A 15,704-nucleotide genomic window follows, 5' to 3' on the forward strand; every position below is an offset into this window, starting at 1 on the left:
AAAAAGATTCAAGTTTGCATTGGTTATCTTTACAAAACCAAACAAAAGAATCACTTAAAAATAGTTTATTAGAAAAATAAGTTAGTTTCAATAGAAAAACAAGAATAATTGTTGTAGAATATTAATAGAAATTTTGAAATACTTAGGAGGACATCATGAATAGTTTAGTTATTGTATTTTTATTAGCAGTAGTAGGAGGGGTTATTGGATGGGTAACAAACATATTAGCCATAAAGCTTATGTTTAGACCAATTAATCCAATTAAAATTCCATTAATAAATTTAGAGATAATAGGATTAATTCCAAAGAGAAAAAATGAAATAGCACAAAATATTGGGGAAGTGGTGGCAAAGGAATTATTGTCAATTGATGATATAATAAAAAATGCAATCACAGAAGAAGATAAGGTTATATTTAGTCAGTTAGTCAAAAATAAAATAAGAAATTTAGTGGCAGGAAAGATGGATTTTGTGCCAGCACCCTTTAGGATCATGGTTCAAGGACCTATAGATAACATTATAGAGGAAGAAGTTGATGAGGCTTTAAAGGAAATGGAAAGTGAAGCTGTTAGTCATATCAAAGATAAAGTAGATATTAAAGAAATGGTTGAAGAAAAAATAAATGAGTTGGATTTACAAGAACTTGAAAGAATTATTATAAATGTAGCTAAAAAGGAATTAAAACATATTGAAGTTTTGGGCTTTATCTTAGGAGCTGCAATAGGTATAGTTCAAGGATTAGTGGTTATGCTCTTTAAATAAGAATATACATAATTATAGATAAGCAGTTGATATAAGGTATAAAATATGATATGTTAAATTAAGAATTTAATAAAAAATCCACAGAATTCTGTGGGAGAGGTTCGTAACCATCCCTCTATAAAAAACTAGGGAATAAGACTTATATGGTCGTGCTATACCCTTAGTGCGACCTTTTTTAGGTTGTATTTTTTATGCCTTGGGATGGAGCTCAAGGCATTTTTTTATGGTTTCATTAAGAAAGGAAGAGAAAAGATGGACAAGAGAAAAGTAATAATAGATTGTGATCCAGGAATTGATGATTCATTGGCTATAATTCTTGCACTAAAATCAGAGGAGATAGATGTTAAAGGGATAACTATAGTATCGGGGAATGTCCATGGAAAAAAAGGGGCAGAAAATGCATTAAAGATACTTAAAGAACTAAATAGGTTAGATATACCAGTGTATCTTGGGGAATGCGAACCTATGGAAAGAAAATTAATTACTGCAGAGGATACCCATGGAAGAGATGGACTTGGTGAAAGTTTCTTACCAATGGTAGAGGAGGTAACCTATAAAGAAGGTGCAGTAAATTTTATTCTAGATGAGTTAAAATCAGAGGATATCACAATTATCGCATTGGGTCCTTTAACTAATATAGCAAAAGCTTTAGAAAAAGATTGTGAAGTTACAAGAAAGATGAAGGAGTTAGTTCTTATGGGAGGAGCTTTTAAGAGCTTTGGGAATTGTTCTCAAGTAGCAGAGTTTAATTTCTGGGTTGACCCTCATGGTGTAGAAAAAGTCTTTAAGGAATTAAAAAGGAAGATTACCATGGTGGGATTAGATGTTACTAGACAATGTGTTTTAACTCCCAATTATATTGAAATGATAAGGCAGTTTAATGAACCTCTTGGAGAGTTAATTGTAAAGATAACTAAATTTTATGTGGACTTTCATTGGAACCAAGAAAGAACCTTAGGATGTGTAATTAATGATCCACTAGCAGTAGCATATTTTATTAATCCTGAATTATGCTCTGGAAAGGAATATTTTGTAGATATAGTTACAGAGGGAAAAGCTATAGGAATGACACTGGTGGATGAAGGGGATTTTTATAGAGAGAAACCAAATTGTCTAGTGTTAACAGAAGTAAATTCAAAAGGTTTTATGGAAATGTTTCTATCAAGAATTTTCCCAAAATATAAAGAAGATATAATATCAATTTTAAATAATTCTAAATATGGACTAAATTAAGAGGAGGAAGATTAGAAATATGAATAGTAAAAAGAATAAGAGAATTATTTTTATGGGTTTAGCAGTAGCTATAAACTTAGTAGGAGGATTTATAGCATTATCATTAAAACTTCCAATTTACATTGATACAATAGGAACTATTTTAGTTTCAATATTATTTGGACCAGTAAGTGGAGCTGTGGTTGGAGGATTATCATCAATTATTAATGGTATAACTTTTGATCCTATTTCATTTTATTTTTTACCAGTACAATTAGTAGTGGGGATAGGTACAGGAATGTTATTTAAAGGTAAGAAGGTTGGAGTTTTAAAGTTGATTTTAAGAATATTATTAGTTACAGTTTTAGGATCAGCAACAGCAGCAGTTATTGCTTCCTTTGTTTTTCAAGGGGTAACTTCCTCAGGTTCAAGTATTTTAGTTGCAATACTTAAAAACTCTGGAATTAGTATTATTACAGCAGTTTTTTCTACTCAGATTTTTACAGATTTATTAGATAAAGCTGTGAGCTTTGGATTAGTTTTTACAATTATTAAAATGTTACCATTAGATATTAAAAGTAATATTGTTGGGGATGAATAGTATGGATAGATATAATATAATAACAGGGAAGAATAAAAGAGAAATAGTATTACTAAAGGCTTTTCCATGTGTTTGGGGGAAGTGCACATTTTGTGATTATATAGAGGATAATTCAACAAAATCTGCAGAAATCAATGATATAAATAAAAAGGTGTTAAAGGAAGTAAAAGGAACATATGGTACCTTAGAAGTGATTAATTCAGGAAGTTGCTTTGAATTACCTATTGAAACCTTGGAAAGCATTAGAAAAATAGTAATAGAAAAGAATATAAAAAAGATGTTCTTAGAAAGCCATTGGTGCTATAGAAGTAGATTACAAGAAATGAGAGATTTCTTTGGAATTGAAGTTATTTTTAAAATTGGAGTTGAAAGTTTTGATAATAATTTTAGAAATTTAGTGTTAAATAAAAATGCTAGATTTAAAGATTATAAGGAAGTTAGAAAGTATTTTAGCTCAGTATGCTTAATGGTAGGTATAAAAGGACAAAACAAAGAAATGATTAAAGAAGATATTGATATAGTGTTAAATCACTTTGATTATGGAACAATAAATATCTTTACAGAAAATACTACGGATATTAAGAGAGATGAAGAATTAATAGGTTGGTTTGAAATGGAATATAATTTCCTTAAGGATGTTAGTAAAATTGAAGTGTTATTTGAAAATACAGATTTTGGAGTAGGAGATTAATTTTAAGAATTAACTCATTAAGAGATAGAATATAAGAGGTGAGCCAATTGGCTCATCTCTTATATTAATGAAAATTCAATAATCTTATCTAGTAAAGTTGAATATTCCATGTTGGCAGCTTTTGCGCTTTTAGGAAATAGAGAATTTTTAGTCATACCAGGTAAAGTATTTAGCTCTATTACATAGGGTTTGTTATTACTCACTATTATATCTACTCTTGCATAGGCTTTACAATCAAAGATTCTATAACATTTTTTCGATATTTCATTGATTTCATTTTGAAGGGATTCAGGAAGAATAGCTACCTCCTTTAAGGTATCTGTATCATTGTACTTGGATTCATAATCAAAGAAATTACCTTTATGGATTATAGAAAGAATAGGCAATGTGTCACCATTCAATAGGGAAACAGTATACTCACTGCCATTTATATATTCTTCTATAATTATTTCATCATCATAATTAAATCCTTCTAATATAGCATTTCTAAGCTCATCTCTGCTATAAACTAAAGAAATTCCAATACTTGAACCACCACTGTTAGGTTTAATTATCATAGGATATTGTAACTTTTCTATTTCTTTTAAATCCACACCTTCATGTTTATATAGATTAATTCCTTTTGCTATAGGAATACCTTCAGCTTTAAAAATTCTTTTACATTGCTTTTTATTCATGCAAAGAGCACTAGTCAAAGGATTACTTCCAGAATAGGGAATTCCCATACTTTCTAAAATACTTTGAATAGCACCATCTTCTCCAAATTCCCCATGAAAGGCTAAAAAAGCAAAATCTAAGTCGTGAATTTTATCTATAACTTCGTTTTTAGAGTTTATAATCATAGGAATTACTTCATATTTATCTCTATTTAGGTTTTTAATTATTTCTTCTCCAGATAAAAGGGATATTTCTCGCTCAAAGGAAATTCCACCCATTAATACTCCAACTTTCATATATACATCTCCTCAAATTTATATTCTTATACTATAATAATATTTCAATGAAAAAAAATAGAAAGTACCATTAAGTAATGGATTTTAGATAAGGGTGGTTTAAGAAGGTAGCTTAATTTTTAAAATTGTCATTTTATTTGTATTGCTAGTACATAAATGAGTTTCATTATATTATAAATTATATGGAATATAAGTACCGCATGGTGTATAATTATTCTCAATATAGGAATATAATGGATAGTGTTGGTGTATGTATGAACAATTTATATAGCAAACATGAATTACATCTAAATTTATCTATGGATAGGTAAAATAATTGTTTAAAACATATCAATATTTTATATAGGAGGAGAAATGAAAAGAAAGATATTTATAGGAATATTAGTCATAGTAGCAATAGAGATACTATATATCATTTATCCTAAACAGGGAACTTTTGAAGAGTTTGTTATAAATAGGTATAACATGGATAATTGTACTAGTGTAACCTTTTTTTCTTTAAAAGGAGGAATTGATTCATCTGAATCATGGAATATATATAAAGAAGAAAAGACAATGAAATTTATAGATTATATGAAGAATGTGAAAATGAAGGAAAATAGAAGTAGTGATTATGGAATAGAATATTTGATGACAATTATAGGGTCATATAAGGAAGAGGGGTCAACAGGTCCAATAAGAATTGATATAGCTTGGATTAATGAAAAAGAGATTATGATAAGTTATAAAGGACAAAAAAGAAAGTATTATAAAATAGTAGATGAAGACTTTAGTATGGACAAGATTAAAGCATTACTAAAAGATGGGTAATGCTTTATGACAATATAACTAAGAATTTGTTAGAATAGTCCTTAGTATAATAATCCAAGAATTAAGAAATAACTAAGAATAATATATTTATTTTTAGTTATAAGTCTTTGATTTAATAAGGGTTAAGAGGAAAACTAAGGAAAGGAAGCTTGTTAACATATGAGTACTATAGTATGTGATTGCGTAAATATAAAGAGAAATTTAAGCATGTTAACGGATTTTTACCAATTGACTATGGGTAATGGATATCTAAAGAAGGGGATGAAGGATAGAATAGCATATTTTGATATGTTTTTTAGAAAAATCCCTGATGATGGGGGATATGTAATAATTGCTGGATTAGAACAATTTATAGAGTATATAAATACTTTAAGTTTTACTGAAGAAGACATAAGCTTTTTAAGGGAAAGAGGAATATTTTCTGAAGATTTTTTGGCGTATTTAAGAGAGTTTAAATTTCAATGTGATATATGGGCCATTCCAGAGGGCGCGGTGGTATTTCCAAATGAGCCTATAATAACTGTTAGAGGGCCAATTCCTCAAGGTCAATTAATAGAAACTATGCTACTTTTAACTATAAATCATCAAAGTTTAATTGCTACTAAAGCAAGCAGAGTTGTTAGGGCATCTAAGGGGCGAAATGTTTTAGAATTTGGTTCTAGAAGAGCTCAAGGTTATGATGGAGCGTTATTAGGAGCAAGAGCTGCTTATATAGGAGGTTGTTTTGGCACTGCATGTACAATGGTAGAAGAATTATATGGAATTCCATCTCTAGGAACCATGGCTCATAGTTGGATTCAAAGCTTTCATAGTGAATATGAAGCCTTTAAGGCTTATGCAGAAGTTTATCCCACTTCCAGTGTACTTCTTGTGGATACCTACAATACTCTTAAAAGTGGTATACCTAACGCAATAAGAGTTGCTAAGGAAATATTAGAGCCTAAAGGAAATAGATTAAAGGGAATTAGGTTAGATAGTGGTGATATTGCATATCTTTCAAAGGCTGCTAGGAAAATGTTAGATGAAGCTGGCATGGAAGATTGTAAAATAACTGCATCTAATTCCTTAGATGAATACCTTATTAGTGACTTGTTACTACAGGGTGCTGAGATAGATATCTTTGGAGTAGGAGAAAATCTAATAACTTCTAAATCTAATCCTGTATTTGGAGGGGTATATAAGTTAGTAGCTATAGAAAATAAAAACAAATTAGAGTCTAAAATAAAATTAAGTGAAAATCCAGAAAAGGTAACTAATCCTGGTTTTAAAAAATTGTATAGGTTTTATCATAAGCAAACTAATAAAGCAGTAGGTGATTTACTTACCTTAAGGAATGAAGTTGTAGATGAAAGTAAGCCATATATTCTTTTTCACCCTGTTCATACATGGAAGAAAACTGTTTTAACAGACTATTATGTAAAAGAATTACAAGTGAAAATCTTTGATAAAGGGCAATGTGTATATTCATGTCCTAGTATTCAGGAAATTAGAGAGTATTGCAAAGGACAGGTTGAAACCCTCTGGGAGGAGTCTTTGAGGCTTAAAAATCCTCACAAGTACTATGTAGATTTATCTGAAGAACTATGGACACTAAAATATGATTTAATTAATAAATATTCCAATGAAGAAAGTCATCCTTAAAAAAAGTTAATTATTAATATATAAATATAAAAATGACTATATGATATGAATGTCACATAGTCATTTTATGGCTTCATTTATTTATTCATTAAAGGTAAGCTATTTAGATTTGCAGAGTCTTTTCTATTATTAAGATTACTTAGGGTTTCATGACCTTTTTCTGTTTTACCTAATGAATCTATTAGTATATTTTTAGAGTTTTGGGTTTGAATTGTATGCTGATCCTTAACCTGTTCTTCGTTGGAGAAATCATCATTAATTTTTATATGATCTAGATCTTTATTTAAAGTAGTTACATAGTCTAAATCATCATCCATAGAAGAAATAATATCTTTTGGCTTAAATAGAATTTCTTCAAAGTTATTGTTATATTTGCTATTCATTATGGGCCTCCTTATAATTAGTTTTTTAATATGTTTTTAGCTTTTACAACACATCCTTGAACACAAGGAGCTATGTATCTAAATTTAGGGTAAGGTTCTTCTGTAGCAGATACATATTTCATGACTATGCTATCCAAATTAGATGATTCAGTTAGTTTAAAGTATAGATATTGTTTCCTCTGTAATTTATTTATTCTATTTTTAAAGTATGAGCTTACCTTCATCCAATTAAACTGTTTACTTATATTTAATTGATTGAAACCTGTAGCATAGGAACCAGGTTCAATTAAGATTATAGGAATATTCACTCTTGGAAGTTGCTTAAGTTCTTTATTTAAACAATACCCAATGGATTCAAGGGCGAATTTAGTAGAACAGTAGGGAGATAAAAATGGTATAGCCATGCGACCAGTTAAGGAAGAAAGAAATATAATTCTTCCCTTTCTTCTTTTTATCATTCCTTTTAAAACAATCTGAGTCAATTCTATAGGACAAAACACATTGGTTTCAAAAGTAGCCCTAAATCTGTTTACATCTATCTCAGCTACGGAGCCAGAATCTCCTATGGCAGCATTATTTATTAGTACGTCTATAGGTAAGTTTCTTACTTTTTCTCTATCCTCTTTACATAATACATCTAACTTAAAGCTTTCAATGGGAAGTTTCCATTTTCTATTTAACATATTTAATTTGTATGCCTGTTCATTGGTATGAGTGGTTGCATAAACATAGTGACCTCTACTGGCCAAGGTTATAGCTGCTTTACGTCCAAGACCAGAACCACAACCAGTTATTAATATGTGTTTCAATATTATCACCTCTAGGTTAGTATGTGTTTTATTTCACTTATAATTCTTCTTATACAAATAATGACTTATGGAAATTTATCCATAAGCCATTAATCAATAATATATTGTCTTATTTTAAAAAGTTTTTAGTAGCATTTATAACAACTTCTCTATCATCAAAATGAAATTTTCTTTTACCTATAATTTGATAGTTTTCATGACCTTTTCCAGCAATTATAAGCAAATCATCATCTTTTAGTATTTTTAATCCTTTTTCTATAGCATTTTTTCTATTAATAATTTTTTCATAAGGAGTTATTGTAGATAACATTCCTAATTCTATATCATCAATGATTAATCTTGGATTTTCAGTTCTAGGATTATCAGAAGTAATTATACAATAATCTGATAAAGAGCCAGCTATTTTACCCATAATCCCACGCTTGGTTGTATCTCTATCTCCACCACAACCAAAGACAGTAATAATTCGTCCACAGGTTATTTCTCTTGCCATAATGAGGAGTTTCTCCAAAGCATCTGGAGTATGAGCATAATCTACTATTATATTTTTATTTAAGTTGTTTTTTATCAATTCAATTCTACCAGGAACAGGGTTAATATTGGGGAGTAGTGTTATAATGTTCTCAATGCTCATTCCTAGAGAATAGCATGCAGCTATTGTAGCTAATACATTGTATACGGTAAATTTACCGGGAATCTTTATATTAATTTCATTGCAAGTTTTTTTAAAATTCACTTTAAAACTAACAGAATTACTTCTATATATTACATCAGTAGCTTGGATATCAGCTGGATTTTCTATTCCGTAAGTTAGTATTTTACATGGAGCTTCTTTTATTATTTCTTTTGAAACATTGTCATCGATATTAATAATTCCTAATTTACATTTGTAAAATAACTTCATTTTTTCTCTTTTATAGGCTTCCATAGTACCATGTTCATCTAAATGATCTTGAGATAGGTTAGTAAATATTCCTATATCAAAATCACAAAAATCAACTCTATGTTTTGCTAGAGCAGAAGAAGTAACTTCTATTATGACACTGTTGGCATTATTATCTTTAAATTCTCTAAAGGCTTTTTGAAGTTCCAAAGCTTCAGGAGTAGTTGGAGTAGTTTTGCTAATATTTACTTTTTCATTGGTAAGTTTGAAGCCTAAGGTACCGATGACACCTACAGTTTTTCCAGTGGATTCTAATACATCTTTAATATAATGTGTAATTGTAGTTTTCCCATTTGTTCCTGTTACTCCTACAAGTTCTATTCCTTTTGAGGGCTCCTTATAAAATATATTACATATATTAGCCAAAGAAATTCTAGTATCTTTCACTTTTATCGTAACTATATCATTATTTGAATAAGTAATATCTTTCTCTACTAATATGGCAATAGCACCATTTTTAACCGCTTCATCTATAAGATTATGACTATCAATATTATTACCATTTATACATATAAATAAAGAGTTTGGTTTTATCTCTCTAGAATCATAACTTACGTTTTCGATGTCTATATCCACATATCCATTTATTAAGGTGTAACTAATTTGATTAAGCAATTTATATAACTTCATAATTATTCCTCCGCAATTAAATAAACTCATAAATAAATTCGTATATTCTTATTATACGGAGTAGATTTCCTATAAATAGTGTTTATATTGCTTAAAACAATGCAAAAAGTGCTTATTAAAAAATCAATGATGTAAAATAGTTTATTCATTTGATAAAGTTACAACTACTAATTCAGGATAATTAAATATTCTTTGAGGAGCTAGGCTGTTACCAAGCCCTCTACTAATTACTAAAGATGTAGAGTTTAATCTGTGGATTTCACTAGTATATTTTGGAAAAAAACCTTGATCTGGTGCAATAATTCCACCTAAAAATGGAAGGCGAATTTGTCCACCATGGGCATGACCGGAAAATACTAAATCTATATTTTCTTTGGTATAAAGTGTAATTAGCTCGGGTCTATGAGAAAGTAGAATAGTAAAATTATTTTTACTTTCAATTTTTAAATTTCTCAATATTTCATCAAAGCTAAAAGGAGAGTTAGGGTACTCGTAATTATCTATAGGATTAAAGCATATGTCTGCTAGTCCTAAAAGAGAAATAGTAACACCATTTAACTGTATATTTTTATGAGTGTTATCCATATTTATGACACCATACTCTTCAAAGATGATTTTTAATTCTTCATATAAATCTGATCTTGATTCATGATTTCCAGATACATAGTATACGGGAGCTATATCTACAGCTGATTTAATGTAGGAAGTAGCTATATTCATATTATCTTTATTTGTTCTTCGGCTATCAATTAAATCACCAGTAATTACAATTATATCCGGGTTAATTTCTTTAGTTAAGGATATTAGATTTTTTTGATTAGCTCCAAATTCTTTATTATGTAAATCTGAAATTTGAAGAATTTTATAACCATTAAAACTACTAGGAATTTTTGAGTTTACGTAATCTATATTAGTTACAACTATATTATTATTTTGCCAATAACAGAAAGTTATAATAACTATGAGTAAAATCATTACAATTATTAATTTTTTTATATTCATATTACACATCCTTATATTAATTATTAGCATGTCCTATTATATTAAATAGCAATTTTAAAATTAATTTATTTATAGTATACACAAATATATTTCTTTACTAAAGACAAATGCACAATATTTAACATATATGTAATAAGTGCAAAATTATAATAAGAACTCCTTTCATAAGTCTATTTAGCCTTTATTGATATTTCTATGGCAAAATGATAGAATATGAAAAAATGGAGGTAATATTATTATGTATAGCTTTAAAAATGACTATAGTGAAGGAGCACATCCAAGAATATTAGAGGCATTAATCAAGTGTAATATGGAGCAGAGTGAAGGTTATGGAGAAGATATATTTACAGCAAGAGCTATTAGGTTAATTAAGAAAATAATAAGAAGAGAAGATGCAGATGTTCATCTTTTAGTTGGAGGAACTCAAACTAATCTTACTGCTTTATCAGCATTCTTAAGACCTCATGAAGCGGTAATTGCAGCAAATACTGGTCACGTGCTAGTTCATGAAACTGGAGCCATTGAGGCTACAGGGCATAAGGTTATTTCTGTAGACGTAGAAGATGGAAAATTAACCAGAAAAAATATAGAAGCTGTAATAGAAGAGCACACAGATGAACATATGGTAAAGCCAAAACTTGTATATATTTCTAACTCTACAGAAATAGGAACAATATATAAAAGGGAAGAGGTAGAAGAGTTAAGTGAAGTGTGTAAAAAATACGATTTATATCTCTATGTTGATGGTGCACGATTAGGCTCTGCACTATGTTCTAATGAAAACAATATGAAAATCTATGAATTGGCTCAATTAGTAGATGCCTTTTATATAGGTGGAACCAAAGGAGGAGCTTTAATAGGAGAAGCTCTTGTAATATGTAGAGATACTTTAAAAAAGGATTTCAGATACCATATTAAACAAAAGGGAGCTCTACTTGCAAAGGGAAGAATACTAGGAATTCAATTTGAAGAATTATTTAAGGATAATCTATATTTTGATTTAGCAACTCACGCTAATAATATGGCACAAATTCTTAAAAAGGGCATTGTAGATGCTGGTTACAGTTTTATGATAAATTCATCTAGTAATCAAGTCTTTCCTATACTTCCTAATAAATTAATTAATAGTCTTGAAAAAAAGTACTTATTTTTGATTTGGGAAAAAATTGATAAAGAGAATTCAGCTATTCGTCTTGTCACATCTTGGGCAACAAATGAGGAAAAAGTATTGGAGTTTATAGCTGATGTGAAATTATATAATTAATATATAAAAAGATAGAAAACTAGATTTAACTAGTCAATTCTGTCTTTTTACTTTTATAACAATATAAGTATTAGATAGATAGTTTGAAGTTGAGTAAAAAAGTAAGAATATTATGCAAAATTATGATACAATTATTACATACAGCACTAAGTATGTTGTATAAATGTAATAAAATTCATAAAAAGGTATTGACAGTTACCTTACGTAACCTTCTATTATATTAATATAGGGTAAGGTATACGATTGCTTTGGAGGGATAAATATGAATAGTGATGAATTTTATACCACTGGGGAATTTGCAAAGAAAGCAGGAGTTACCATTAGAACTATTAGATATTATGATAGCAAAGGAATTCTTAAGCCATCATATACTAATAACCTAGGATATAGATATTACTCTGATGAAGATTTTATAAAATTAAAAAAAATCTTAGCTTTAAAGTACCTGGGATTATCCTTAGATGAAATTATAAGCACAGAAAATTGTGATTATAAGAAAGAAGATATGATGAATTCTCTGAAACTTCAGAAAAGTATTATTAAAAATAAGATGAATAATATGAAGGTAGTATTAAATGCTATAGAAACAGCTGAATTTAGTATGAATGAGAACTCTAATATGAAATGGGAAGAGGCTATTGATGTAATAAAATCTTTAGAGAGTGAGAAGGAATTACTGCAACGTAGTAGAGATGCATCTAATTTAAATGAAGGTGTGAAGTTAATGGATAGATTCTCAACAAATAGGTATGGTTGGTATCCATGGGTATTTGATAATATGAAAATCAAAAAGAAGGATAAGGTTTTAGAAATAGGTTGTGGTAATGGAGTTCTATGGGCTAAAAATATGGACAATCTACATGAGAGTATAGAGGTTACGCTAACAGAGATATGTGAAGATATGATAAATGAAGCAAAGTTAAATTTACGAGATAATTCTAAAAGGTTTAATTTTATAATAACTGATTTAACATCATTACCCTTTGATGATAATAGTTTTGATGTAGTAATTGCTAATCATATATTATTTTTTATGAAAGATATAGATTTAGCTCTAGCTGAGATAAAAAGAGTTATTAAACCTAATGGAGTAGTATACTGTTCTACTATTGGAAGTAATCATTTAAGGGAGTTACAAGAATTAATGTTAAGCTTTAGTAGTAATATACGCATATATGAAGATAAGTTATCTTGTAAATTTGGATTAGAGAATGGGGAAAAAATACTTAGTAAGTATTTTAATACAGTAGAGAAAGTTTTGTATGATGATAAGCTTATAGTTAATGACACCAATAATATATTAGAATATATCTATTCTATACCTGGAAATATATTAGACATTATTGATTCTAAGAAAAAAGAATTTGAAGGTTATATAAAAAAAATAATTGATAAAAATGGAGAAATTTTTATAACCAATAGTTTAGGTTTGTTCAAGGCTAAAAATAAATAGAGTGTAAACTTTTACTTGTGTAAAACAATATTACATAATTTAATTTATTACTTAGGTTATGGGATATTGATATTATAAATAAAAAATTGTTAATTTAAATAAAGTATTTTTAATTAACAAAATGTTGTATAAGAAAGGAAAGAATTATGGGAATAAATGTTACAAGCGAAATTAAACCATTAAAAAAAGTCTTGTTGCATAGGCCTGGTGCAGAAATTGAGAATTTAACACCGGAATATCTGGAGAGATTATTATTTGATGATATTCCTTATTTAAAAGTAGCACAGGAAGAACATGATGCCTTTGCACAGGTTTTAAGAGACAATGGAGTAGAAGTTGTATATTTACATGAATTGGCAGCAAAAGTAATGGAAGACCCAGATGTTAAAGATGAATTTATTAAAATGTTCATAAAAGAAGCTAAAGTAGAGAGTGAACAAGTTAAAGAAGAATTATATAACTATTTAATTAGTTTTAATTGCAATGAAGAGTTAATTAGAAAGACTATGGCTGGAATTAGTAAGTCAGAATTGAAGAAAGCAAAAGCAAGGCATTTAGAGGATTTTTTAAATGAGGCATATCCATTTATTACAGATCCAATGCCAAATCTTTATTTTACGAGAGATCCCTTTGCATCCATTGGAAATTCAATAAGCTTAAATAGGATGTATTCTGAAACAAGAAATAGGGAAACTATATATGCACACTTTATATTTAAATATCATCCTGATTTTAAGGGAACTAATAGGCTTTATGACAGAGATTTTGATTATAATATAGAGGGGGGAGATATTCTTAATATATCTGAAAAGGTTCTTGCAATTGGAATATCTCAAAGGACAGCTCCACAGGCAATTGAAAAAATATCAGAGAGAATATTCTTTGAAACACCAGATAGCAAAATTGAAACTGTATTAGCATTTAAAATACCAAAGACTAGAGCATATATGCACCTAGATACAGTATTTACTCAAGTTGATTATGATAAATTCACTATTCACCCACAAATAGAAGGACCTCTTGAAATATTTGAATTAACTAAAGGGGAAAATGGAAAAGTGAAAATTACTAAGGAAAGTATGACATTACAAGAGGTATTGTCGAAATATTTAGAATGTGATGTAAAGTTAATTCGATGTGGTGGAGGAGATTATGTAATTTCACAAAGAGAGCAATGGAATGATGGCTCTAATACTTTATGTATAAGACCAGGTGAAGTTATTGTATATTCAAGGAATTATGTAACTAACAAGATATTGGAAGAGTATGGGATAAAAACTCATGTTATACCATCATCTGAATTATCAAGGGGACGTGGAGGCCCTAGGTGTATGTCTATGCCTTTGATTCGTGAGGTTTAATAACACAAATATAACCAACATTTATTGTGTATTTTAAATTAAATAAAAATATAATATATTTGTAAAATAAAAAATCTTCTTTAAGTATCCAATAATTAAATACTGAAGAAGAATAAAATAAAATTATATAAAAAACAACATATTAGGGGGAGTATAACAATGGCAATTAATTTAAGAGGACGTTCATTTTTAAAATTATTAGATTTTACACCAGAGGAAATTAGATATTTATTAGACTTATCTAAGGACTTCAAAAATTTAAAGAGAGCTGGAGTACCTCATAAAAATTTAGAGGGAAAGAATGTTGCAATATTATTTGCTAAGGATTCTACTAGAACAAGATGTTCCTTTGAGGTAGGAGCTATGGATTTAGGTATGGGTGTTACTTATTTAGGACCTACAGGTTCTCAAATGGGTAAAAAGGAATCTATTGCAGATACAGCTAGAGTATTAGGTAGAATGTATGATGGTATAGAATATAGAGGTTTTGATCAAGAAATAGTTGAAGAATTAGCAGCTTATGCAGGAGTTCCAGTTTGGAATGGATTAACAACTGAATTCCATCCAACTCAAATGCTTGCAGACTTATTGACTATAGAAGAGAAGTTTGGAAGATTAAAAGGAATTAACTTTGTATATATGGGTGATGCCAGAAATAATATGGGTAACTCTTTAATGGTTGCTTGTGCAAAAATGGGTTTAAATTTTACAGCTTGTGCACCTAAAGAATTATTCCCAGCTGAGGAGCTAGTTGAAACTTGCAAGGAAATTGCAAAGGAAAATGGATGTACTGTAACATTAACTGAAGATGTTATGGTTGGAACAAAAAATGCAGATGTTATCTATACAGATGTTTGGGTATCTATGGGAGAACCAGATGAAGTTTGGGAAGCAAGAATAAAAGAGCTAAGACCATATCAAGTGAATAGAACTGCAATGGAAAATGCTAAACCAGAAGCTATATTCATGCACTGTCTACCAGCATTCCACGATTTAAAAACTGTAGTAGGAAAAGAAATGGGAGAAAAATTTGGAATGACAGAAATGGAAGTTACTGATGAGGTATTTGAGTCAAAACAATCTGTAGTATTTGATGAAGCTGAAAATAGAATGCATACAATTAAAGCAGTTATGGCTGCAACTATAGGGCTATAATAATTAAACCCCTTCTTAAAATTAAGAAAGGAAGG

At 29.0% G+C, this 15,704-nt stretch carries 15 protein-coding genes and 1 riboswitch; of the genes, 10 read left to right on the forward strand and 5 right to left on the reverse strand.

Going from position 1 to position 15,704, the window contains the following annotated elements; all coding sequences use genetic code 11:
- The first annotated feature begins 155 nt into the window (after positions 1 to 155).
- The 4 genes from B2S02_RS00530 to B2S02_RS00545 all read left to right on the forward strand — a co-directional run bounded on the left by B2S02_RS00530 (position 156) and on the right by B2S02_RS00545 (position 3,265).
- The gene (locus tag B2S02_RS00530; RefSeq protein WP_346920122.1) at positions 156 to 761 is read left to right on the forward strand and encodes a DUF445 domain-containing protein; all 606 of its coding nucleotides are present in this window, start codon (positions 156 to 158) and stop codon (positions 759 to 761) included.
- A gap of 90 nt (positions 762 to 851) precedes the next feature.
- A riboswitch (PreQ1 riboswitch) is annotated at positions 852 to 896 on the forward strand.
- A gap of 117 nt (positions 897 to 1,013) precedes the next feature.
- On the forward strand, positions 1,014 to 1,994 hold the full coding sequence (locus tag B2S02_RS00535; RefSeq protein WP_346920123.1) for a nucleoside hydrolase: 981 nt from the start codon (positions 1,014 to 1,016) through the stop codon (positions 1,992 to 1,994).
- A gap of 19 nt (positions 1,995 to 2,013) precedes the next feature.
- The gene (locus B2S02_RS00540) at positions 2,014 to 2,574 is read left to right on the forward strand and encodes an ECF transporter S component (protein ID WP_346920124.1); all 561 of its coding nucleotides are present in this window, start codon (positions 2,014 to 2,016) and stop codon (positions 2,572 to 2,574) included.
- A 1-nt stretch (position 2,575) separates the two neighbouring features.
- Positions 2,576 to 3,265: a radical SAM protein gene (locus B2S02_RS00545; protein WP_346920125.1), complete on the forward strand. Its 690-nt coding sequence runs from the start codon at positions 2,576 to 2,578 to the stop codon at positions 3,263 to 3,265.
- 59 nt (positions 3,266 to 3,324) lie between these two features.
- Here the strand turns inward: B2S02_RS00545 and B2S02_RS00550 are convergent, their stop codons facing one another.
- Positions 3,325 to 4,218: a D-alanine--D-alanine ligase gene (locus tag B2S02_RS00550; protein WP_346920126.1), complete on the reverse strand. Its 894-nt coding sequence runs from the start codon at positions 4,216 to 4,218 to the stop codon at positions 3,325 to 3,327.
- Positions 4,219 to 4,572: 354 nt separating this feature from the next.
- Between B2S02_RS00550 and B2S02_RS00555 the strand changes: the two genes are divergently transcribed.
- Both B2S02_RS00555 and B2S02_RS00560 read left to right on the forward strand, forming a co-directional pair.
- Positions 4,573 to 5,028: a hypothetical protein gene (locus B2S02_RS00555; RefSeq protein ID WP_346920127.1), complete on the forward strand. Its 456-nt coding sequence runs from the start codon at positions 4,573 to 4,575 to the stop codon at positions 5,026 to 5,028.
- A gap of 159 nt (positions 5,029 to 5,187) precedes the next feature.
- On the forward strand, positions 5,188 to 6,669 hold the full coding sequence (locus B2S02_RS00560) for a nicotinate phosphoribosyltransferase (protein WP_346920128.1): 1,482 nt from the start codon (positions 5,188 to 5,190) through the stop codon (positions 6,667 to 6,669).
- Positions 6,670 to 6,746: 77 nt separating this feature from the next.
- Here B2S02_RS00560 and B2S02_RS00565 read toward each other — a convergent pair whose 3' ends face one another.
- From B2S02_RS00565 to B2S02_RS00580, 4 genes are all read right to left on the reverse strand, one after another.
- Complete coding sequence (locus B2S02_RS00565; RefSeq protein WP_346920129.1) at positions 6,747 to 7,052, reverse strand: hypothetical protein; 306 nt, start codon at positions 7,050 to 7,052, stop codon at positions 6,747 to 6,749.
- A 17-nt stretch (positions 7,053 to 7,069) separates the two neighbouring features.
- Positions 7,070 to 7,861, reverse strand: coding sequence for an SDR family NAD(P)-dependent oxidoreductase (locus B2S02_RS00570; RefSeq protein WP_346920130.1), 792 nt, complete (start codon positions 7,859 to 7,861; stop codon positions 7,070 to 7,072).
- 109 nt (positions 7,862 to 7,970) lie between these two features.
- On the reverse strand, positions 7,971 to 9,434 hold the full coding sequence (locus tag B2S02_RS00575) for a UDP-N-acetylmuramoyl-L-alanyl-D-glutamate--2,6-diaminopimelate ligase (RefSeq protein WP_346920131.1): 1,464 nt from the start codon (positions 9,432 to 9,434) through the stop codon (positions 7,971 to 7,973).
- A 141-nt stretch (positions 9,435 to 9,575) separates the two neighbouring features.
- The gene (locus tag B2S02_RS00580) at positions 9,576 to 10,436 is read right to left on the reverse strand and encodes a metallophosphoesterase (protein WP_346920132.1); all 861 of its coding nucleotides are present in this window, start codon (positions 10,434 to 10,436) and stop codon (positions 9,576 to 9,578) included.
- Between the two features lie 238 nt (positions 10,437 to 10,674).
- On the opposite strand from B2S02_RS00580, the gene B2S02_RS00585 reads away from it, so the two are divergent.
- From B2S02_RS00585 to argF, 4 genes are all read left to right on the forward strand, one after another.
- Positions 10,675 to 11,700: a low specificity L-threonine aldolase gene (locus B2S02_RS00585; RefSeq protein WP_346920133.1), complete on the forward strand. Its 1,026-nt coding sequence runs from the start codon at positions 10,675 to 10,677 to the stop codon at positions 11,698 to 11,700.
- Between the two features lie 262 nt (positions 11,701 to 11,962).
- Entirely contained in the window at positions 11,963 to 13,153 is a 1,191-nt protein-coding gene (locus B2S02_RS00590) for a MerR family transcriptional regulator (protein WP_346848034.1), read from the forward strand.
- Between the two features lie 128 nt (positions 13,154 to 13,281).
- A complete protein-coding gene (gene arcA, locus B2S02_RS00595; RefSeq protein WP_346848216.1) occupies positions 13,282 to 14,514 on the forward strand; it encodes an arginine deiminase in 1,233 nt (410 codons plus the stop codon).
- A 159-nt stretch (positions 14,515 to 14,673) separates the two neighbouring features.
- Positions 14,674 to 15,669, forward strand: coding sequence for an ornithine carbamoyltransferase (gene argF, locus B2S02_RS00600; RefSeq protein ID WP_346877456.1), 996 nt, complete (start codon positions 14,674 to 14,676; stop codon positions 15,667 to 15,669).
- Positions 15,670 to 15,704 lie beyond the last annotated feature (35 nt).

Origin of the sequence: Clostridium sp. UBA7339 (assembly GCF_002470865.1) — a bacterium.
GTDB lineage: Bacteria > Bacillota > Clostridia > Clostridiales > Clostridiaceae > Clostridium_J > Clostridium_J sulfidigenes.